20 protein-coding genes and 1 pseudogene are annotated in these 21,235 nt (G+C 33.3%); 2 read left to right on the forward strand and 19 right to left on the reverse strand.

What is annotated here, in order from left to right:
- Positions 1–172: 172 nt before the first annotated feature.
- The 3 genes from KEC48_RS04415 to KEC48_RS04425 form a co-directional block, all read right to left on the reverse strand.
- On the reverse strand, positions 173–1,978 hold the full coding sequence (locus KEC48_RS04415) for a recombinase family protein (protein WP_211964649.1): 1,806 nt from the start codon (positions 1,976–1,978) through the stop codon (positions 173–175).
- Positions 1,979–2,191: 213 nt separating this feature from the next.
- Positions 2,192–2,548, reverse strand: coding sequence for a type II toxin-antitoxin system PemK/MazF family toxin (locus KEC48_RS04420; RefSeq protein ID WP_138269475.1), 357 nt, complete (start codon positions 2,546–2,548; stop codon positions 2,192–2,194).
- On the reverse strand, positions 2,535–2,753 hold the full coding sequence (locus KEC48_RS04425) for a hypothetical protein (RefSeq protein ID WP_211964650.1): 219 nt from the start codon (positions 2,751–2,753) through the stop codon (positions 2,535–2,537). The genes KEC48_RS04420 and KEC48_RS04425 overlap by 14 nt, the downstream gene beginning before the upstream one ends.
- 310 nt (positions 2,754–3,063) lie before the next feature.
- On the opposite strand from KEC48_RS04425, the gene KEC48_RS04430 reads away from it, so the two are divergent.
- Positions 3,064–3,840 carry a transposase gene (locus KEC48_RS04430; RefSeq protein WP_211964652.1) on the forward strand — a complete coding sequence of 259 codons (777 nt, stop codon included), beginning with the start codon at positions 3,064–3,066 and terminating at the stop codon, positions 3,838–3,840.
- Between the two features lie 1,022 nt (positions 3,841–4,862).
- On the opposite strand, the gene KEC48_RS04440 is transcribed toward KEC48_RS04430, so the two are convergent.
- From KEC48_RS04440 to KEC48_RS16420, 13 genes are all read right to left on the reverse strand, one after another.
- Positions 4,863–5,333, reverse strand: a complete 471-nt coding sequence (locus KEC48_RS04440) for a sigma-70 family RNA polymerase sigma factor (RefSeq protein WP_211964654.1) — start codon at positions 5,331–5,333, stop codon at positions 4,863–4,865.
- Positions 5,334–6,247: 914 nt separating this feature from the next.
- On the reverse strand, positions 6,248–8,278 hold the full coding sequence (brxL, locus tag KEC48_RS04445; protein ID WP_211964656.1) for a protease Lon-related BREX system protein BrxL: 2,031 nt from the start codon (positions 8,276–8,278) through the stop codon (positions 6,248–6,250).
- Between the two features lie 11 nt (positions 8,279–8,289).
- Positions 8,290–10,833, reverse strand: a complete 2,544-nt coding sequence (pglZ, locus tag KEC48_RS04450) for a BREX-1 system phosphatase PglZ type A (protein WP_211964662.1) — start codon at positions 10,831–10,833, stop codon at positions 8,290–8,292.
- 11 nt (positions 10,834–10,844) lie between these two features.
- Positions 10,845–11,144, reverse strand: a complete 300-nt coding sequence (locus tag KEC48_RS04455) for a hypothetical protein (protein WP_211964663.1) — start codon at positions 11,142–11,144, stop codon at positions 10,845–10,847.
- A 122-nt stretch (positions 11,145–11,266) separates the two neighbouring features.
- Entirely contained in the window at positions 11,267–12,478 is a 1,212-nt protein-coding gene (locus KEC48_RS04460; RefSeq protein WP_002576318.1) for a site-specific integrase, read from the reverse strand.
- Between the two features lie 145 nt (positions 12,479–12,623).
- Positions 12,624–13,835, reverse strand: coding sequence for a site-specific integrase (locus KEC48_RS04465; RefSeq protein WP_211964664.1), 1,212 nt, complete (start codon positions 13,833–13,835; stop codon positions 12,624–12,626).
- A gap of 84 nt (positions 13,836–13,919) precedes the next feature.
- On the reverse strand, positions 13,920–14,150 hold the full coding sequence (locus KEC48_RS04470) for a hypothetical protein (RefSeq protein ID WP_002576320.1): 231 nt from the start codon (positions 14,148–14,150) through the stop codon (positions 13,920–13,922).
- A 477-nt stretch (positions 14,151–14,627) separates the two neighbouring features.
- Positions 14,628–15,098, reverse strand: coding sequence for an RNA polymerase subunit sigma-73 (locus KEC48_RS04475; protein ID WP_002576321.1), 471 nt, complete (start codon positions 15,096–15,098; stop codon positions 14,628–14,630).
- A 167-nt stretch (positions 15,099–15,265) separates the two neighbouring features.
- On the reverse strand, positions 15,266–16,093 hold the full coding sequence (gene bcrD, locus KEC48_RS04480) for a bacitracin resistance undecaprenyl-diphosphatase BcrD (protein WP_002576322.1): 828 nt from the start codon (positions 16,091–16,093) through the stop codon (positions 15,266–15,268).
- On the reverse strand, positions 16,093–16,842 hold the full coding sequence (locus KEC48_RS04485; RefSeq protein ID WP_002576323.1) for an ABC transporter permease: 750 nt from the start codon (positions 16,840–16,842) through the stop codon (positions 16,093–16,095). The genes bcrD and KEC48_RS04485 overlap by 1 nt, the downstream gene beginning before the upstream one ends.
- Positions 16,835–17,752 carry a bacitracin ABC transporter ATP-binding protein BcrA gene (gene bcrA / locus KEC48_RS04490; RefSeq protein ID WP_002576324.1) on the reverse strand — a complete coding sequence of 306 codons (918 nt, stop codon included), beginning with the start codon at positions 17,750–17,752 and terminating at the stop codon, positions 16,835–16,837. The genes KEC48_RS04485 and bcrA overlap by 8 nt, the downstream gene beginning before the upstream one ends.
- A gap of 180 nt (positions 17,753–17,932) precedes the next feature.
- Entirely contained in the window at positions 17,933–18,547 is a 615-nt protein-coding gene (gene bcrR, locus KEC48_RS04495; RefSeq protein WP_002576325.1) for a bacitracin resistance transcriptional activator BcrR, read from the reverse strand.
- Entirely contained in the window at positions 18,537–18,734 is a 198-nt protein-coding gene (locus tag KEC48_RS16420) for a helix-turn-helix domain-containing protein (protein ID WP_009246557.1), read from the reverse strand. The genes bcrR and KEC48_RS16420 overlap by 11 nt, the downstream gene beginning before the upstream one ends.
- A 165-nt stretch (positions 18,735–18,899) precedes the next feature.
- Between KEC48_RS16420 and KEC48_RS04505 the strand changes: the two genes are divergently transcribed.
- On the forward strand, positions 18,900–19,076 hold the full coding sequence (locus KEC48_RS04505) for a helix-turn-helix transcriptional regulator (protein ID WP_211964665.1): 177 nt from the start codon (positions 18,900–18,902) through the stop codon (positions 19,074–19,076).
- Between the two features lie 30 nt (positions 19,077–19,106).
- Here the strand turns inward: KEC48_RS04505 and KEC48_RS04510 are convergent.
- From KEC48_RS04510 to KEC48_RS04520, 3 genes and pseudogenes are all read right to left on the reverse strand, one after another.
- Positions 19,107–19,925, reverse strand: a pseudogene (locus KEC48_RS04510) (P-loop NTPase fold protein); the annotation flags it as partial.
- Positions 19,926–19,936: 11 nt separating this feature from the next.
- Complete coding sequence (locus KEC48_RS04515) at positions 19,937–20,509, reverse strand: DUF1788 domain-containing protein (protein WP_211964666.1); 573 nt, start codon at positions 20,507–20,509, stop codon at positions 19,937–19,939.
- Entirely contained in the window at positions 20,506–21,114 is a 609-nt protein-coding gene (locus KEC48_RS04520) for a DUF1819 family protein (protein ID WP_211965398.1), read from the reverse strand. The genes KEC48_RS04515 and KEC48_RS04520 overlap by 4 nt, the downstream gene beginning before the upstream one ends.
- Positions 21,115–21,235 lie beyond the last annotated feature (121 nt).

Genomic DNA, 21,235 nt, shown 5'->3' on the forward strand with positions numbered 1-21,235 from the left:
AATGAATCATGAAACACGAGATAAAGAAATAAGTGATTCAATATGTGTCATCTGATTATAACTGCAATGTATAGTTAATGTCGTATGCCTTTTTATAATATATTAACTATGCTACAACAAACTATGTTCTCTGTATGTTAGTGACAAGTCTTTTCAGTGTAATTATATCACATTACCTTTCTAATTCCAATCTAACTCGAATATTTTCTATTGTTTTTCTTACTCTACTTCCATTTTTATCTTTTTCAAAAATATTAAATCTTTGATTACTTATAACATCTAGTATTGTAATATAATTATCTGTATTGTTCAAATTATTATTTTTCTTAATCATTTCTTTTGTAATATCTTTTTTAGGTGTAAAATTGAATGATTTTTTGCATATAAATCTTATTAAATAAGAATCTTTTTCATCTTTCTCATTATATCCACCAATAATTACATAATCTATTAGTGCATCAAATATTTGTTCATCAAACTTCTCTATATTAAAAATTTTATCACTATTTAACATTTCTTTAAGTTTAATAATTCCTCTCTCAATTTCATCATCATCTTCTTTTACTAATTGTAGTTGTTCTATTTCTTTATCCATTTTCTCTATTTTATTCAATAATGTTGCTTTTTTGCTTTTAAATATTTCAGAATCAATAGTACCATCTACCATTAAATCTACCAATTTTGAAATTTTGTTTTCATATTCTATTTTATCTTCTTTTAATTTATCTAATTTTTCTTTAGTTGTTCCATTTCTCATTGAATTTTTAACAATGTTAGAAATATTATCAATTATGTTATTTCTATTATTTGCTAATAACTGATAAATATCAATAAAAGCATTTTCTATTATTTCTTCTTTTACAATTTTTCCATCAGGACAATTATACTTTCCATTTTTTGAAGACTCAATACATTGCCAAGCAGCAACTTTTTTAGATTGATTTACAAACATTGTCCTTCTGCCCAATGTTTCGCCACAAAATCCACAGCGAAGTCTCGAACTCATTGTATATTTACCTCCAACATTTCCCAATCTTCTTCCTGTTGCTCTTGCTCCACACTTTGCTTTTAAAATTTCTTGAACTTTATCAAAATCTTCAACTGAAATAATTGCTTCGTGATGATTTGATATATAATATTTATCTTCTTCTCCATAATTAACTAATCTCCTGTGAGATATTGGATCTTGAGTAAAGGTTTTTCCTTGAAGTACATCTCCTTTGTATTTTTCATTTGTTAATATTCCTCTTACCGTTGTTGCTCCCCATACATCTTTTCCTTTTGGACTTTTTATTCCCATTTTAGTTAATTGTTTTGCAATATAATCAGCACCCCTACCATCTAAATACATTCTAAACATCATTTTAACAATATCTGCTTCATTTTCTTTAATTATCATTTTATTATTATCTGAATCATATACATAGCCGTAACAATTATTAAATCCTATTAATTCTCCACGTTCTTTTTTCATTTTCAACCCTAGTTTAACGTGAGATGAAATAGTTTCGCTTTCTTGTTGGGCTACAGAACTTAATATTGTTAATAATAATTCTCCTGACATTTCCAATGTATTAATATTTTCTTCTTCAAAAAAAACTGCAACATTATTTTCTTTTAGTTTTCTCACATATTTCAAAGTATCTACAGTATTTCTCGCAAATCTGGATATAGATTTAGTAATAATCATATCAAATTTACCATTTATTCCATCGTGAATCATTTTCATAAAATCGTTTCTTTTATAATCCAAAGTTCCTGAAATTGCTTCATCCGCATACATATCGATATATTGCCATTCATCATTTGAAGATATTTTTTCTTTATAATATTTTTTTTGAGACTCATAACTATTTAGTTGTTCTTCATTTCCAGTACTAACTCTTGCATAAGCAGTAACCCTTAATCTTTCAGTTATTAATAAACCAGTATTTCTATCTACTCTACCATCTTTCTTTTTAATTATTTTTATATCCATAAACATTTCCTTTCTTGTTCGAACAATGCCATTTTATAAGAATAATCAATTAATTACAATTGTGCGATTTATTTAATTGCACAATTGACTTTTTATAAGTTATCTCATCAATTATTTTCTTATTTTTTACAAGATTTAGAATTCGTAACTGTTCAAGATAATCAACAAAATCTTTATTAAATGAAGAAGTTTTATTAACAATTATTTTTTTTATCATTTTATATCAAAAGTATCCTTTAATGATTTATTGACTAAGTTGATTTCTTCTTCATTCAAACTACATAAAAATGATATTAATCTTGTTTTATCTAAAACTCTTACTTGTTCCAATAGAATAAGTGAATCGTGTGTTATTTTTTCATTTGATTTTATTTCTATATGTGTAGGTAGATAATTTTTCTTTTTTGATTTACTTGTTAAAGGAGCAATTAATACAGTTGGGCTATATTTATTACCTAAGTTATTTTGAACAACCACCACTGGTCTTGTACCGTTTTGTTCACTTCCTATAATAGGATCTAAATTAGCATAATAAATATCTCCTTTTTTTATTACCCTATCTTCGTTCATTTTTATTAATCTCAACTTTATAAATAGTATGTGGTGTTTCATTATTAATTAGATTTCTAATATCTAAATTGTTATTTTTTCTTAAATAGTTATCTACTAGCCCTTTAACATCTGCTTTTGCTCTTTCCATACTTGTTTGCGTATGATCCATTGTTATAATATATTCTAATTTTACAGTTACTCTGTATCTTTTACTTTTCTTCATATTAAAAATTTTTCCTGGTATATTATAATTGACTCATTTATCAGTCATTAAAATATACCTTTTCCTTTCTATCAACTTTATTAATACGTAGTTGATGACGTTTAGGTTTATATGTAAAATTGAAATATGTGTTTGTGGATTTGTATTTTTCCGTGTGGCTTTGACTACTTCAAGGAGGTTTGGACCACTCACTTATTCCTCAATAACGATGAGTTAGATGAGTCTTTGAATTCGCATTTTGAACCAGGTTTTATGGTCTAAGTGTTGTGGGTACCACTTCACATGAAATTTATTTGAAAGGATGGTTTTTATGAAATTAGTTGGTATTGATATTGGAAAGCACAAGCATTTCGTCAGTATCGTTGACAAGTTGACTGGTGAAATTATTCTTCAGCCTGTCGCTTTCTCTAATAATGCTCAGGGTTTTGAATTCCTTATCTCTCAGATCGCTCTCTATCCTGTTGATAGCGTTCTTATCGGTATGGAAGATACTGGTCATTATCATTTCGCTTTATTGCGCTTTCTTTTACAGAAGAACTACAGCGTCGCTTTGATCGATCCTAAAACTACCGATCTCAATCGTAGAATGGATGGTGGCATCACTAAAAACGATAAACTTGATACTCTTAATATATGCGATATATTAAGCTCAAACAAACTCAAGAAACCTTATCGTTTGACGTCATCTAAGAAATTTGACCTTTATGAACAGAAGCAGCTGACTAGGTTGCATCATTCCCTCAAGGAACAGATTAATGTTCTTTCCAATCGTCTGCAGAAATGCATAGATCTTGTTTTCCCTGAATATAACGCACTTTTTAAATCCAAGTATGGAAAAGTCTATATGTCTATTCTTAAACAGTTTGGCAGTGCAAAGGCCATTGCACAGGCTGACATCAGAACTTTACGCAAATGCTTTGATATTACCGGCAGAGGCAATCGCATTTCTCTGACTGCTGAAAAGCTAAAGGAAAGTGCAAAAACATCTGTTGGCATTTCTTCGTTGGCAGATGAAATGCAGATCAAGCATTTGATAGCTCATATCGAACTGCTTAATGATCAGCTCAAAGAAATAGATAAAAAATAGAAGAGTTTTCCACTGACTTAAACTCTCCTATCATCTCCGTACCAGGAATTTCGCATTTCTCTGGTACATCAATTCTAGCAGAATATGGAGATATTTTCAACTATTCTAAGCCTTCAAAGATAATAAAGGCAGCGGGTGTCGCCCCATTTCACTACGAATCAAGTCAGTACGAAGCCAAGCATAGTGCCATAACCAAGCAGGGATCGAGCTATTTAAGAAAGACGTTATATCAGGTCATTGTGCCAGTCATCAGGTTCAACAAGGTCTTCAAGGATTACTACGACCTTAAACGCTCACAGGGAAAAAGTCATCGCTGTGCGCAGGGACATTGCATCAGGAAGCTGTTGAGAGTCATCTATCATCTGGTAACGACAAATCAGCAGTTTGATGCATCGTTACTGAGATAGAAAGAAAATGAAACCGTATTCAAAAAAGTCTATTCCATAGGCTGTTTTCGTCATGCCCAAAAACACAAATCGTATTCACATTTCAAAGATCTTACATATTGATGAGCTACCATAATCAAATCATTTAACATTTTCAAACTTTTTTCATCAAATGACTTGAATTTTATATAGTTAGCTCCTTATATGTAAAAGCACGAGATAGTAAAATCTCGTGCTAAATTTATTTTTATTGTTTAAGTAACTGATATTTTTCCTCGAACCCCTCAGTCTTTGGGAAATCATCAAACGATTAAATTGCTAATTTAATCTCACAGGAATTCCACCTCCCCGAGGATCTCTCCGGGCTGCCCCCATTGCTTTAGGCTGTGGCTAGACAGGAGTATCTTTAATACTACTATTAATCTTCGCATATTAGTTGCTAACTAATTTTATAACCAAACAATTATCGTCAAGCGTATTTGTTAAAGTGCTTATAATAGTAGGAACGTATTTGATGAATGTATATACAATTGTCAAAGATCTCCTGTTTCCAACAAAAAAGGAAACAGTGAAAGGATGATTTATTACCCTCTCAACTGTTTCCTCACTAAAACGTAAAATTTGTAGTCTAATTTGTTAATTTTTTAAAATTTCTTTTAATTTTTTGATTGCAATATCTAAACTGAACTTTACTGCTCTATGTGTACAATGTTCTTCTTTTGCGATTTCTTTCAGTGTTTTTTCATCAAAATAGTACTTTTTTATTCTTCTTTTTTGTATTTCAGGAAGTAAATTAATTGCAATCATTAAATTTTCATAAGACGATTTTCTTATAACAGAATCCTCAACACTTAAAGGTTTGTTCATTATTCTTGTATTTAATTTATTGTCAGTTAGTTCCGAATGTTCTATATGCCTATCATATTCATTAAGTTCTTTTAAATCATCTAGTTCAAATCTATCCATTGCTTCATATATTTCTTTGCTAACTTGCACTTCATTATTTTTATTATTAATATCTTTAAATATTATAAAGTAAGTATTATTAATTACTTTTAACATATAAGGATTATCATTACTTTTCCTTCTTTTTGGTCTATTAACCATTCCATTTTCCTCCAATCAATTCGTTTTTTTGAATTGATTGAAGGTGGAGATCTACATCTTATAATTATTTTTTTATAACAAAAAAAACCGATTATAAAACTCGATGGTCGAGCCTTATAATCGGCGTCAATAAGAACTTCAAAATATGAATTTAATGCTTTTTGAGAGCATAAAATAGAATAGAAATTTTGTTTATAATAATAATCTTGAAATTTTCTAAACTTAATATAATACACTCTCATAATGGCAGTACTCCCCCGAGCAATGCCTCATATAAGAGTTAACGAGTATTTTTTCATTTGTACAATTCGTTTTTTTATTATCTCTTATATAATTAACCAGTAATATTATTATCCAATAATAAATGAATATTTCAGCTTGCTGACGACACCATGTTAATGAAGTGACGACAATGTCTCAGTGAAATTGACGACACATTATTTTATGCCGAGAAAATTCATTGATTTAGAAGATTTATAAATTTAATGATTTGTTTTGGTGAAATTGCTTTATCAATTTCGACAAAATATAAAAAATTTATAAATCTAGTATCTAAATCAATGAAGGAATTGGAATAAATATTTGTCGTCATTTTGATTAACACAGTGCGTACATGACACTGAAATATTCAATAAAAAAGTACTGCCTAATCATTTTTATTATTTTCTATTCTTTTAAATTTATATACCCCTTTTCTCACAATATCACAGATTTGTGGCATTGCTAAAAAACAATAAAATAATCACTAAAAATTATTTAGTTGCTATAATACCATATTTTTCCTAAAAAAGTTGTCGAAATATGCCGAAAGTATGTTATTTTTGCCTAAACGTTTATTTTTTTGTCTAAAAGCATAAAAAAAAGATGTTATATTTCAATATAAACACCTTTCTATAAACTATTTTAGTTAATTATTATTCAATTCCTAATGCTTTATAAACTGCATCTTCTGGATTGTTATAAAATGATATATTAAATTTGGAAAATAAATCGCTTGGTACATTTGATATATCACTTGCTGAAGACATAGGAAGCAATATTTTCTTTGCTCCAGAATCAAAACATACTTGGAGAGTATTTGCTAATTCTTCCACTTTACTTATTGTTCCACCAATGCTCATACTTCCTAGTATAACTAAACTGCCCTGCATTGGCTTTTTTAAGGCACTACTACACATTGCAACAAAAGATGCAAGAGAAATATCTTTTGAAGCACCTACTCCTTGTAAATCTTCTATGTGTAATAAATAATCTACATTATCAACTTGAATACTTGCACTTATACTTTTTTTATTTGCTTTGAAATAATTAAATGCTGTATTCAATGCTTCTTTTGTTTCTCTATCAGTTCCTATACCAGATGTTGCAAATTTTCCGTGTCCACTTGGTGATTCAACTTCTATTTTAAATGTTCCTATCATTCCAGAATTACCCCTACCTATAAAATAAGTATGTCCTGATTTTAACATTCCCTCTGGAATAAGTTTTCCTCCCCCACTCTCTGGTACAGAAATAAACTTTTCTTCCATAGTATCTAAATCAATATAAGAAAAATGCACATCATAGAATTCCATACCACCAATTTTCTTTAATTGTTCCTTAACACGTCTTCTTCCAACTAAAGCATAAGAAAGTATTTCTTCAAGTTCTTCTTTACTATATTCCCCATCTGGGTATAATAATTTTACTAAACCAGATACTGTCTTTCTTACTGCGATAACATCTCTTTGATTTAGATTATTACCTAATTTAAAGTATTTATCAAAAGAATCAGAAAATGTTCTTTTTCTCATTTCTCTAAAATATTCTGATAAGTAATCAGTAATAAATCCATATTCATCTGTTATTAATTCTGGTCGCATTTTAGGTATTTCCCATCCAGGTAAATAATAATGCATTCTATCAAAAAATGCTGAATCGTTTGCCATTTCTTTTGGAAAAGGCTCAAACAAATGAGAAGTTTTTAATAATACTTCAACACTTTGATTAATATTTCCAACAAACACCATTGAGGCATTAGCATTCTTTTCTTCTTTACCTCTTGCAAATGAGCCAGAAGCCATATAATCTTTCATTATTTGAATTCCGTCTTTGTCTTTGAAAGTTATTCCGGCAACCTCATCAAATGCCACACAATCCCACATACCAACTAAACCTATTTTCTTTTGTCCCATATTATAGAACAAGTTGGCAACTGTAGTTTGTCCACCAGATACTAATATGCTATTAGGAGATATTTCTTTATATATGTGTGATTTTCCTGTTCCTCTTGGACCTAATTCACACAAATTATAATTATTTTCTACTAAAGGTACTGCTCTTTCTATGAAATGCCATTTTTGTATTTCAGTTAAATGTGATGGCTCTATTCCCATTGAACGGATTAAAACATCTATCCATTCTTCCTTTGTAAAGTGCTTTCTTCCCTCAAATAGTTGATTTAAGTCCATATTTGGAAGTTGTATAGGATCAAGCCCTACTACTACAAAAGGCATTCTATGTTTATCTTGGTCATCAAAACTATAACTTACTTTTATAATACACCATATACCACCAACTAAAAGTTTTTCATATTTACTAACAATTCCACTATCAATTAAAGCATCTTTTATTCCTAAATTAGAAAACTCTGCCTGATATATATCTAATTTCTCGTTTAATTTAACTGTTACCTTATCAATGATTGTGTATATTCCTTTTTCTTTTATTTTTGATTTAATTTTTTCGGCTTCATCTGGTCTAACAAAGTTATCTGCTAATATCTTTTTTACTGTTTCTACTCCATCTGCAATAGCATTTTCATCATTAGTTGCACAATACATTCCAAGTAAATATTCAAGTACATAAACAGGAACATTAGCCCCCTCTTTTATTTTCTTTGTTAAATCTTTTCTTACAACTTTACCTGCAAAGTATTTATTTAACTTTTCATTTAATTCTTCCACTATTACACCTCCTAGAAATCAAAATTATTTACAATAGCAATATCAATATAGAATTTTATACGAGTAGATTCTATTCCCGTTTCTTCATCAATAATTACTAAATAATAAGGTTTATTTCTATCATAAGTAATATTTTTAAATACAAACTTTTCTCTAAAGAATCTATCTTTAACTTCAGTATTTTCATAATTTGCAATAATTGTACATTCATCAGATATTCTATTTCCTTCTTCATCTTCAAAATGTAATAAGTATCTACAAGGTTTATTATTATCATCAACATTACTATCTTGTAAAAATTCTAGATAAGTAATAGCATTTGTTATTTTTGTTGATAATCCACTGTAGGTAATTCCGACTTTTTTACTTTGTTCTGTTGTTCTTGTTGATTTAAAATCAATAACAGGTATTATTATTTCTTGAGGAAGTATTCCACCGTGAACATAATTTATGCCACTACCTTGTCTTGCAAATATAATATTTCCTTTAGGAATATTTACATAGCCACTATCTTTTCCAAACACATAATCTAAATTTATTGATAAAATACCTTCTTCATTAGATATACTATCTGAATAAGAATATCTTGTTTTTTGTTTTGTAGCATTTACTATCTTACTTGTTTTTTCATAACTTTCTATCTTACCTCTTTTATAGAAGAATCCGTGATCAGCAGTTATAAAAGCATTTATTCCACTAAATGTCGTATGCAAATCTCTAACTAATTTTTCTAATTCATTTATTGCTTTATCACAGGCAGTAAATATAGTATTTTCATTATGTTCTCCTGCATTATCTATTGTATCGTGATAAATATATACCACTTTTTTACCAGAAAATAGTTTTTTCCATTCTAGTTTTGTCATTTCATATAAATCATCATATTTCACTGCAATAGAATCTATATTTTCTTTTTGAAGTAATAATTCTCTATCTTTTAAACTTGAAGAAACTTGTCCATCTACTAAAATATCATCACTATCTTTTACTCTTGACAATTCTTTATTAGGTAATAATGAAGCCATTCCTAATTTTGTATATGATGGAACAATTCCTTGCATATATCCAATATCTGATTTACTTGCAAAGTTTTTCAATTTGCTATTAAGTTCTTTTGCACATTCATATCTAAATGCATCAGATATAATAACAATTATTCTATCTTTTTTATCATTAAATGGCTTAATATAATTTTTATAAAAATCTTTCTGCAAAGTCATACGATTAGAATCATATTTTGGCATATTCTCTATCATATCACTCCATTTAATTGATAATTCGCTCATAAAATCATTTACATATATATTTTCAATTTTATTTTTTAAATTAATGAATATATCTTTATCTTCAATACTATCATAATAAAAATATATTTTTCTGTATAAAGTATCTACTTCATAGAAATTATCAGTATAATCTTTTGCAAATCTATCAATATCAACTATTTTTATTGCATTTTCAATACTATTTATTTTTTCAAAAAATGCTATTGAATTTTTTAACAAGTTATATTCATTTTCTAATTTTTCGTACCAGTATTTATTTTCTCTTATATCTATATAATGTTTATATACTTCATACTCACCAATACTATTGAATAATTTATCTATTATATATTTGATTATATTTTTATCAATACTTATAAAAGCATCACTCAAACAATAATCTTCAATATCCATTCCATTAAGCAAGTCAGTAATTCCAAATTCTGTTTCTATATTCCTTGATAGTTTTTCAAAATATTCTCTTGTAGTCTTATCTCTCATCAAATTATTTATAAATACATAAACGTTAGTTGTTTTTTTAGTTAATAAATATTTACTATATCTACTTGCTTTTTTAATATCTTTTAAACTTGTAGCAAAATATGTAAATACTAAAGATTTATATACATCAAGTAAATCGTCATAAGAATTTGCATTAGAGCCAAAAGTATCATTAAATAAACTTAATATAAATTCTTCATTACCAAATTTGAATAATTCTTCATATTTCTTTTCATCTTCAAAATAATATCTAATTATTTCTTTTAATATATCATCTTCATTTATTGATTTTATATTAAGCATAATTGCAGTAATAATCAAATCAATATTATCATTGTTTTTTTCTTCAATATCAAAATTTTTAAATTCTGCTTCTCTTTTTTTATTGCCAAAGAACTTGGCGTATTTATTTATGATTTTTCTACAATCTTCTGTTAATCCCAAGTTCTTTAATCTCATAGTTGTTGAATCTGGATTAAATAATAAATCACTATTAGCAGTTTCTAAATCCAATAAATCATTATCTATACCCTTTTTTCTTTCAAAAGGAAGATAGATAATAATATTTTTATTAAGTTCTGCTTTTTCTATATGATATCTAATCCAAAAACTATTATTGTCGTACTTAATAATTTCTGTATCTTCTAATTCAAGTTCATTTATGAAATCTTCATATTCTTGTTTAGAATCATACCAAAATATTATTTTTCTTATTCTTTTTCTTTCAGTATCTCTAGAAAAAGCACCTTTTAAAGTATCTTTTAATAATTCTAATACTTCGTCAAACATATTCTATCCTCCTATTTTATTTTAGCAAGTATATCTTTAAACTTATCGTAATTTACTTTTACTCCATCATCTAAATCAATACTTATTCTTTGATTTGCAATATGTGCTATTTTTTCATCATATTCTTTTATTTCCTGTAATTTAGCATTTAAATCTGCTTGTCTTTTTTGTGCTTCTTTTTTATCTGTCATAGATAATTCTGATGTAAGTTTATCATTTACATCTGCTAATAATTTTTCATAAGTCGTCTGCATTCTGTGTAAGTAGTCAAGTCTTACTTTTGGTATTAAATTTTCATTATATCTATGCATATAGACAAGTGCTTTAAATCCATTCTTCAATCGTCTGAGCGATGATTTTCCTTGATATTCCGGGCTTTTTTGAGCCTCGGCCCCTCGGTTGTCCTATTCCTTAACCAAAAAACAGGCCACTTTTACGAGGGGACAGCTTGATGAAATGCAGAATTTACTACATCGAATAGCTGTTCTGGTTTATTATACTTTACTCTTGCATAGATGTCCATAGTTGTCTTGCTGTTCTCATGTCCGGCAAGGTACTGGACCGTCTTGGGGTCAACACCTGCATACAGAAGATTGGTGATGTAGGTATGCCGCAGCAGGTGCGGTGTCACATCGAAGTCCAGGCTATACACAATGTTGGGATTGTTTTTCTGATGTCCTCCCAGACTCGGCTGAACAGTGTACTTGATGCTCTGTCCGTTCACATACTTATAATAGGTACGCTCCTTGGTAGACCGAACAACGATGTACTGCCAGACACGTTTGAACTGCGAATATGACAAGGGCTGTCCCTCACTATCGGCAATCACATATTCCGATTTGGAGGCAGCCTTGGCTTCCCGCAGACAATTCACAAGGCATTTGGGAATGGGAATATCCCTTCTTGCTGCTTTCGTCTTAAGCGTTGTAGAGATAACCGGTCTGTTATGCTCTGATCGCCATGCGCGCCGCACAGAGATATATGGAGTGGGTGCATCGAGGAACACACAATCCCATTGCAAGGCGAGAGCTTCTTCTCGGCGCAGACCGGCATATAAGCCGATCATGGTAAACAGATACGGCGGAAGTCCTTTGACGGTTTCCAGCAGCACTTCCACCTGCTGGTCTGTCAGCGAATCTTTCTTTTGGGTCGGTTTCCCTCCTTTTGCCGAAATCCCCTCACACGGATTGTATTCCAGCAACTGGCTCCGCTCTGCCGAGTAAAAAATGCACTTGAGGAGCATATTCACCGTATTGTGCAGGCTCTCGGACTTATTGGACAATGGGATCAGCGCCAGACGAATATCATCCGCTGTTACTTCCTCCATATACATATCTCCCAAAGGCTTGATAATGTAGTTCTTCATATTGGAGGCGTAGCCCTTCAGTGTAGCCGGCGACACTTTTGCGGATTGCATCAACAGCCACTTCTCACAATACTCGGCCACAGTAGGATGCTCCCGGTGGAAGATGATCTCCGCTACCTGGCGTCTCGCCTCCTGCTCTTTATCGTACAGTTCCTCGCAGGTAGTCCCATACAAGCTCACCTGCTTGCCGTCTGCGTCCAGAATCCGGGTTCTGTAATACAGGACACCCTTTCGTGTGACGGTTCCATATTGAGGTATGTTTTTTTTCTTCTTTGCCATAATTAATTTCCTTTCTCGCGTGGTGATGTATCTACACCTCCTTTTTATCAGAGATTTCAAATTGAATCAAAGATACGGCCAAGGAAAAACTAAGAGCGAGACATCCTTGTCTCGCTCTTACTTCATTTTCTGAATTGTTCGGAACTTACACAGCGTCCCATAAGTCAAAGGCACAGCCCATTGCTTTGACAAGATCATCCGGCCTGTTGTATTTGACCTTTGCGTAAATGTCCATCGTGATTTTGCTGCTTTCATGGCCCGCCAAATATTGTACCGTTTTGGGGTCCACCGAAGAATGAATCAGATTGGTGATGTAGGTGTGCCGCAGCTGATGCGGTGTCACTTCAAAATCCAGGCTATATACCACATGGCCGTTATTCCTGGCTTTTTCTCCAAGTTTCGGGTAAAGCATATATTTTACATACTTTCCGTCCACAAGTTTTCTGGCCATTCTCGGCTTTGCAGTCCGCATCACAATATACTGCCACAGCCGCTTAAACTGTGTATAGGATAGCGGATCACCGTCCCGATTGGCAATCACATAATCCGAAGTGGATTTTTTCTTTGCATCTTTCAGACATTCAACCAGACAGACCGGGAGAGGAATGTTTCTTTGTGCCGCTTTGGTCTTTAGCTCGGTAAGAATGACCGGCCTGTTATGTTCTGTGTGCCATGCCCGCCGTACCGTTAAGTACGGAGCCTCTGCATCCAGATACACAGAATCCCATTGCAGCGCCAGGATTTCTTCCCGGCGCAGACCGGCATATAAACCGATCATCACAAATACATAGGGCGGCAAATCCCGGATCGTGTCCAAAAGCCGCTCAACCTGTTCATCCGTCAATGCCTGTCTTTCTTCCTGGGGAACTCCTCCCTTTGCATCCAGGTATATGGTCGGGTCCTCGTCAATCACATGGCTCTCCTTGGCCGCCCGGAAAATGGACTTGCAGAGAATCACCACAGACTTATAAACCGAAGCCGACTTCTTGGAAACAGGTACGAGGGCAAGTTGGATGTCATCCAGGGATACATCAGCCATTCTCTTGTCTCCCAGCCCTCCAATAATGTGCCGCCGCACCTTAGAGGTATAATCTGTCAAGGTGGTGGCCCGAACATGGACGGACTGCATCAGCAGCCACTTCTCACAGTACTCAGCAACCGTAGGCGATCTTCGACGAAACGTAGTACTGTCAATCTGCTCTAACGCCTCCAGTTCCTTGTCATAAAGCTTTTCGGGCGTCTTTGCATAAAGCGCCACTCTGTTTCCATCCGAATCTTCGACTCTGGTTCTATAATATTCAATGCCGTTAAGCACGACCGTACCATATTGAGGAATTGCCCTTTTTCTTTTTGCCAATTCCGTCACCTCCTAAGAATAATGTCCAGCGCTGTACCTTTGTTTTATCAGACATATTAGGTTCCAGCAAGGATACGGAACAGCTCAAGCTCGGACACTTCGCAGCTTGCGGTATGTAGCGCTTTTTTCCACTGGCTTTGCACGATGGGTGCATTTTGCGATATACTCCTGAAGGCCAGCATCTGTAAAGTACACGCAACCATTTTGCACATACTGAACATAGGAAATTAGCCCACTGTTTCGAGCTGCATCCAAAGTGGCAATGCTAATCCCCAGTAATTTGGCAGCCTCTTTCCGCGAAATCAATTTTTCCATAGGTGGTCCCCCTTTCTGTCAAAGATGTGGTTGTTGCTTTCAAAATCACATGAATGCGCTGGCAACCGAAGCTGCCAGCGCATGGTATCTGACTTTGAAAAATTTACTCGCCACATTTGCCACGCACCCCTGGCGATGGGGACATTCCGGTCTCCGCTGGCGCGGCTGTCATAACTCCACAGCGTCGTTTTACTCGTGCGCCGCAGAGTTCCCCCCCAAGTCTTTAGGAGGCCGTGAGGAAGTATCTTTAACCCCTATGCAGTCATCGCGCCCTGAAATGCCACTTTCGGGTATCAGGCTGACGTGGATCGCTCGGAACAGTCCTATTCATCACCTCCTGGGGCTGTCCATCTTCGCGGCGTGCCTGATTCGCTCGTACATAGGTTATGTACCGGAAATGCCGTCTATGAAATTGTCAAGCTCCACATTGGGAGAATGTTCTTCCCTCAATGGGTAGGCACTGATACGCTTCATTTGTTAAGTGTTATTCAAAAATTTTTTTATTTTTTTAAATCTTTGTGCAACAGCACTTCTGGAACAATGCCAAAGACGTGCTACATCAATTTGACGATAACCATCCACAAAAAGTAATGTCAATAGCTCCAAATCTTTCTTCGACAGCTTCTTCAATCTCAACAGTAGTTGTTCGTTTTCCACCGAAGCCAACCATCCATATCGCGTTTGATCAATCTTATCAACATCCCATTGATAAGATAACGATGCAAACTTTCGGAACAGCTGTGATTGACCACATACTTCATCATATTGTTCACAAGGTATTGGTTGCGTATGGTTTTGAAAAACCCTTTGACTGCAAAACCATGCCCAGTCATATTCTTTCATGGCAGCAATCTGTTCTTCGCTCATCCCTGCATCACAATACTCAACTTCTAAACGCTTCCATCTACTATCAAACTTCTTTTTCTCATATCCATAATTAAATCCCATTATTAACCTCCTGTAGATTCAATTTGCAAAATTCACCATGCAAACTAAAATCAGGAGGAGATCGACAACGAGAATCTCTGGGTTGTTTTCCATCCCCAGAAACAAAAATGCCAGCTGATCTTAAGGACCAACTGGCATTTTTATTCGCGCACAAAGAAAACGCATTATTAAGATTTTATAAGTACAACAAGTATACCAAGCACAATTCGATACCAACCAAACACCTTAAAATCATGTTTTTTGATAAAGTTCATTAGGAATTTAATTACTAAGACAGATACCGCAAATGCCACAGCCATACCGAGAACAAGAGCGAGCAGTTCTGCACTTGTAAATTCAAACCCGAATTTTAACAGCTTAAAAGCACTTGCTCCAAGCATAGTAGGTACTGCGAGGAAAAAAGTAAACTCTGCTGCTGCCACTCGTGAAACTCCTATGAGTAAAGCACCTATAATCGTTGCTCCCGACCGTGATGTGCCGGGTATAAGTGATAACACTTGAAATGCCCCTATCAAGATTGCTGTTTTATAGCTGATGTCAGAAAGTGCCATAGTAGTAGGAGTACGCTTTTTATTCCAATTTTCTATGAGAATGAATAACAAACCATAAAAGATTAACATGATTGAAATCACAATGGGGGTTTGGAGGTAAGCATCCAAATAATCATCAAATAGAATCCCCATAATAGCTGACGGTACACAAGCTACCGCAACCTTGAACCACAACGAGAAAGTATCCTTTTTAACAATTGACTGTGCTTTGTTCTTAAATTGAAAGGGAAACATCTTGTTCCAAAACATTACAACCACTGCGAGTATAGCTCCAAGTTGAATAACAACAAAAAACATTTCTTTAAATGCTTCGCTCATATTAAGTGTGATAAATTCGTCCACAAGAATCATATGTCCTGTGCTGCTGATAGGTAGCCACTCAGTAATACCCTCAACAATTCCAAGAAAAATAACTTTTAAAATTTCTATAAAATCAAGTACCATTATTTCAAATCCTCCTTTTTAAAATGATGAAAGGTCATAAGAAAACCAACTGCTGATACAAGAATAATAATAGATACAGACAGCAGTGTAGGATAGCCGGTACTCTGAAGTTTACCCTGCACCAAGAAATAGGTGGCTGTCCACGGATACAACGCTCCCCATTCTTGATTTGAAAGTGCGGCACTTCCCATGACAATCACGGCAGAGCCAATCATCGGGGCGACAAATCCTTTTGTTTTCATAGCAACAAACACAAAAGGAGAAACTGTTAAAAACATCAGGATACTGCCAAACAAAAACTTGGGGAGCCATACTATTGCCACTAGTAAGCTATATCCCTCCAATGTAAAGACAGCGTCATATAGCCCACAAACGATAAATATACCTGCCCATGTTACAAGGGTTAGCATAACAATCCAAAGAAGCAGGGTGCAAAATTTTCCAATTAATAGTTTTGTCCTTGAAATGGGTATGGGCAATATGGTTTTGAGGGTGCTTTCTGTGTACTCTCTGCTAAACAAGTAAGCTGCAATTGCCACATATATCATAATGTTTACCAGCAGCATGATATACAGTACACTGTCGCTGTATATGTCAGACAAGGTAAAGATAATCTCCGGCTTATCAAAATGTGTTTGCAAGGCTTCTATTAACATCAAAAGTGGGGTAGATAATACCCCTGCCACACTAATTAGCACCATTTTTGAACGCTTTAGTTTTAATAATTCACAAGAAATAAGATTAAGCAATACCGCCACCTCCAATCAGTTTAGAAAAGTAGTCCTCTAAGTTTTCCTCACTATCATTTATCCTTGTCACGAGCAGTCCATTTCGTGCAAATTCTCGATTGATTTCTCCAACACTTTGGCTAAAGTCATAAATTCTCACCGTACCGTCCTGCACTGTAAAATCCGTCATGTGGTAGTGGTTTTCTAAAATCTTTCCGGCTATCTCACTGTCAGATAAATCAAATTGAATGTATTTTCGATTCCTTTTGTGAAGCTCGGATATATTCACTTCCTCTACTAAATGCCCCTCGTGCATAACGCCGATAATATCTGCTATCTGTTCAATCTCGCTTAAAACATGGCTTGAGATAAAAATGGTAATGCCATGATTGTGACTAAGTTCAGATAAAAATGAGCGTATTTCAACTATTCCAATGGGGTCAAGTCCGTTAATCGGTTCGTCAAGTATTAAAAGCTCCGGCTCGTGCATAATGGCGGCGGCAATACCAAGCCGTTGCTTCATTCCGAGGGAATAATCGGAAAAGACTTTTCTTTTCTCCTTATGCAGCCCCACAACTTCAAGAGCTTTTTCTACTCCACTTTTAGATACTCCCCCTCGCAGTTTAGCGAGAATTTGCAAATTCTCATACCCTGTTAAATTACTGTAAAATCCCGGTGTTTCGATAATAGAGCCTACTTTGCTATAAAGGGTATGGATATTTTCCTTATAGTTTGTGCCAAACAAGCGTACCGTTCCCTCCGTTGGGAAAGCAAGCTGCAACATCATTTTCATTGCTGTGGTTTTGCCTGCTCCGTTTCTGCCGAGCAAACCATAAATTTTGCCCTTTGGCACATGAAGATTTACCTTATCGACAACGGTGGCTGTTCCGTATCGCTTCGTAAGATTTTCTGTTTCAATGATATAATCCATATTTGATTCTCCTTTCCGTGGGTTGCTGTTCTTGTTTTCGCTGACCACAATCTTATTATCCACGAGTATTGCATAGAAGCCAAGAAATCTACCGTCACAATGCCGACACAATAGATGTCAGCACGAAAAAAGCTCCGACACTTATCGTGTCAGAGCCTATTTTAAAGGGTTTATGGCATTTTACTTTGTTTGGGTTTGCTTTATCCAGACAAATATTTTAGCAACAAATAGCAGAAACATAAGGGCGGTTACATAGGGTTGTCTTGCCGCAGCGAAGAAGCAGATAAAAAGCGTACTCAGCACGAGAGAGCATTTTGTGATTATGTTGCTCCATGATTCCTTTTCAAAACAAACACACATCAGTTTCGCTATCCCAAGTGCAATCAAAACAATAAAAACAATCCAATAGATTGCAAGATATATTGGGGTAGTGTCTGTAAATGAAAGTAGATTGACAGAATAAATATATCCGTCAACAAGGTTACCATACAACGGCAAAAGTATAAAAGTAACCGCCATCATATCTAATATTCCATAAATGAAACTGTAAATTTTTTTCAAGTTGGAACGATTTTCAGTTTCGGCAAGTGTAATCAGTTCTTCGCCCGATAGCAGTTCATCTATGGTCACAGAAAAGAATTTAGAAATACACTTGAGCGACTCAATGTTAGGGTAACCCTTGCCGCTTTCCCATTTTGAAATGGCTGTTCTTGATACATATAATTGCTCCGCAAGTTGTTCCTGCGTTAAGTTCTTTCCAGTCCTAAGCTGTTGTAGCTTTTCATTAAATTCCATGATTCTCCTCCTGTTTGTTCCTTGTTTTCATACGTCCATCAACGGGTTTTTCTGCATCTTTTGGTATCATCCATGCACGACCAAATTTTTCAGTTCCGTCAATGCGATTTTCCTCACATAATTTTTGTATCCGTCTTTCCGATATGCCCCATTTTTCAGAAGCGGCTTTCACAGAAATGTAATTCATAATATCAACTTCCTTTCGCAAAGAGTATATAATTATTATATACGGAATGACGAATAATAGCAAGTTTCTCTCCACTAATACGAAATTATACACTACTAAACATAAAATCATACTTCGTTCAAATATCATCACCCGAAATGTACAATGATATAGGATGATATTAAAATGTACCAAGATGAAAGAAAACTTGATTTTAAGCCGTTAGGTATAGCGATAAAAAAAGCTCGGGAAGCAAAAGGGTGGACACAGGAATATCTTGCCCAACTGGTAGACCTTACGCCACGCTCTATTATGTATATAGAGAACAGGGGGCAGCACCCAAGCCTTTCCACCACATTCTAGTCCTAAATCTTCTACTATTGTTTGAAGATTTAACATTAATCCTCTGTCATCTCCAATATATTGACCTATCTCATCAACTAAAAATACAACGTGATGATTTAGTCCTTTAGATTTAATGTAATCTCTAACTCTTTCAGCAAATTTTTCAACTGATAATGTATAATTCTTTTCTGTTCTTTCTACTACACTTCTTGCTTCTTCCACTGACTTATTTAATGTTTTTGCATAAGCATTAGCAAATTCATCTTCTACAAATTGAATACCATCTCTCATTTCTTCCCAAGAACTATTTGCTTCACTTTCAAATGCTTTTTTGAATTCTTCGTATTTTCCTTGACTTATAATATATCTTTCAATTTCTGCAACAAATGGAGTTATTGAAAGTCCCATTTTTTCGTTAAATACTTTTTCAAAAACATCTAATATTCTATCTTTTGTTCCATTGCTGTTTTCTGTTTTAGAATCAATGTTAAAAAGAATTACATCAGTAGGAATACTCCCTGCTCTTTTTATATCAGCAAGTAGCATTTTATCATCTATTTTATCATCAAAATAATCTACTGCATTTTTTCCATTAACAACTTTATTTTCTAATAAATATGATACTATTTTTAAAAAGTGAGATTTACCACTACCAAAGAAACCAGAAATCCAAACTCCCATTTTTTCTGTATTTCCATTTATTCCTGTATTATATGCTTCAAAAAAACTATTAAAATGTTTTAGCAATTCCTCAGTTACGACATATTCTTCAAGTTCTTGACTAACATAACTATCATCATCTACTTTAATTACTCCTTGTATTTCTCTTTCAATATCCTTTGCATATAACACTTTTAATTTTTTCATTTTTACTCCTCCTACTTTCTCCCTACAAATTGAAATGCTCTATAATAATTATCATTTTCTAATTTATTAAATAATTTAAAACTTTGTCCGTTATAACTTCCTGGATAAAACATTATCAATGGATTATTTGTTATTACACTGTGCAAATTATTCAATATTGTATGTCCTCTTACTATACCATAACATTTTCCTATTCCTGTTATTATAATAATCTGATTAGGTTCTACTTCACTTTTTATTTTCTTCATTATCAAATCGTTTCCAGAGCCTATTCCTATTGTTTTTGAAATAATAGTATTTAAATATTTAGCACCTTTTTTCTTCTCATAATCAAAACATTTTTCTAAAAATCCTTTTTCTTTTAATATTTCAATAATAATATCGTAAATATCAAATACCTTTATATTTAATTTTGTTTTCTTTAATAAATAATTTTCTAGATATTCTCTAACAATATATTCATCTTCAGGATCATAGTCAAAAACGTGAAAGTTTATCTCATTACCAAGTCCATTAGATTCAAATAAATCTTTACTGCTCAACTTATTTGTCATTTCTTGTAATCTTGTATTTATACTTTTCATACTAGCCCTCCTATTGCTTTGGCATATTCAATATCTCCGTTTTTATCAAGAATACTTATATATTTTTCTTTTAATAAAGGTCTTACAATTTTAAATCTGTCTTTTTCTTTTATTACTAATCCAGAATCTTGTAATATTTTCATTATCACTTGTTTTAATTTTGCTGATGTAGATTCTGTTCTTTCTCTTAATGTCTTACTTAATATACATTTTTCTTCATACCAATTATCAATATCAAATTTTTCAATGTATTCTTTTCTCATATAAAGTTTATCTTTATACACTTCTATTACAAAATCTCTGACTAATTTATCAGTTTTCATTATTGCATATAATAAAATATACTTACTTGTTTCAATGTCTGAACAAACAAATTCCTCTAACATTTCTTTGTCCATAACTTTTAATCTTCTAAATATTGGGGAATTAACTCTTTGTATGCTTCCTGTTTTTTTATGTTTAATCAAGTTTTCTTCAATATTCCTTTTTTTTAGTTCTTGTTCATTCTCCCCGTCTAGTAAATAACGCCCTATAATTTTTGTTTCATTATATAAAAAAGGTTCCCCTTGTATATGACGGGTGGCGAGAGCCGCTCTGTTCGCTATATGAGAGCCACCACCAAACCGCTAGTTAGAGCCACATCGTCCGATAAGAGAGCCAGTCCATACAGACTGGCTTCTTAGCTATTTGAGTTTTGAATATTCTTCTCTCATGGAAGTACCTTCC

Source organism: Clostridium sp. C1 (assembly GCF_018223625.1).
GTDB lineage: Bacteria > Bacillota_I > Bacilli_A > Erysipelotrichales > Coprobacillaceae > Allocoprobacillus.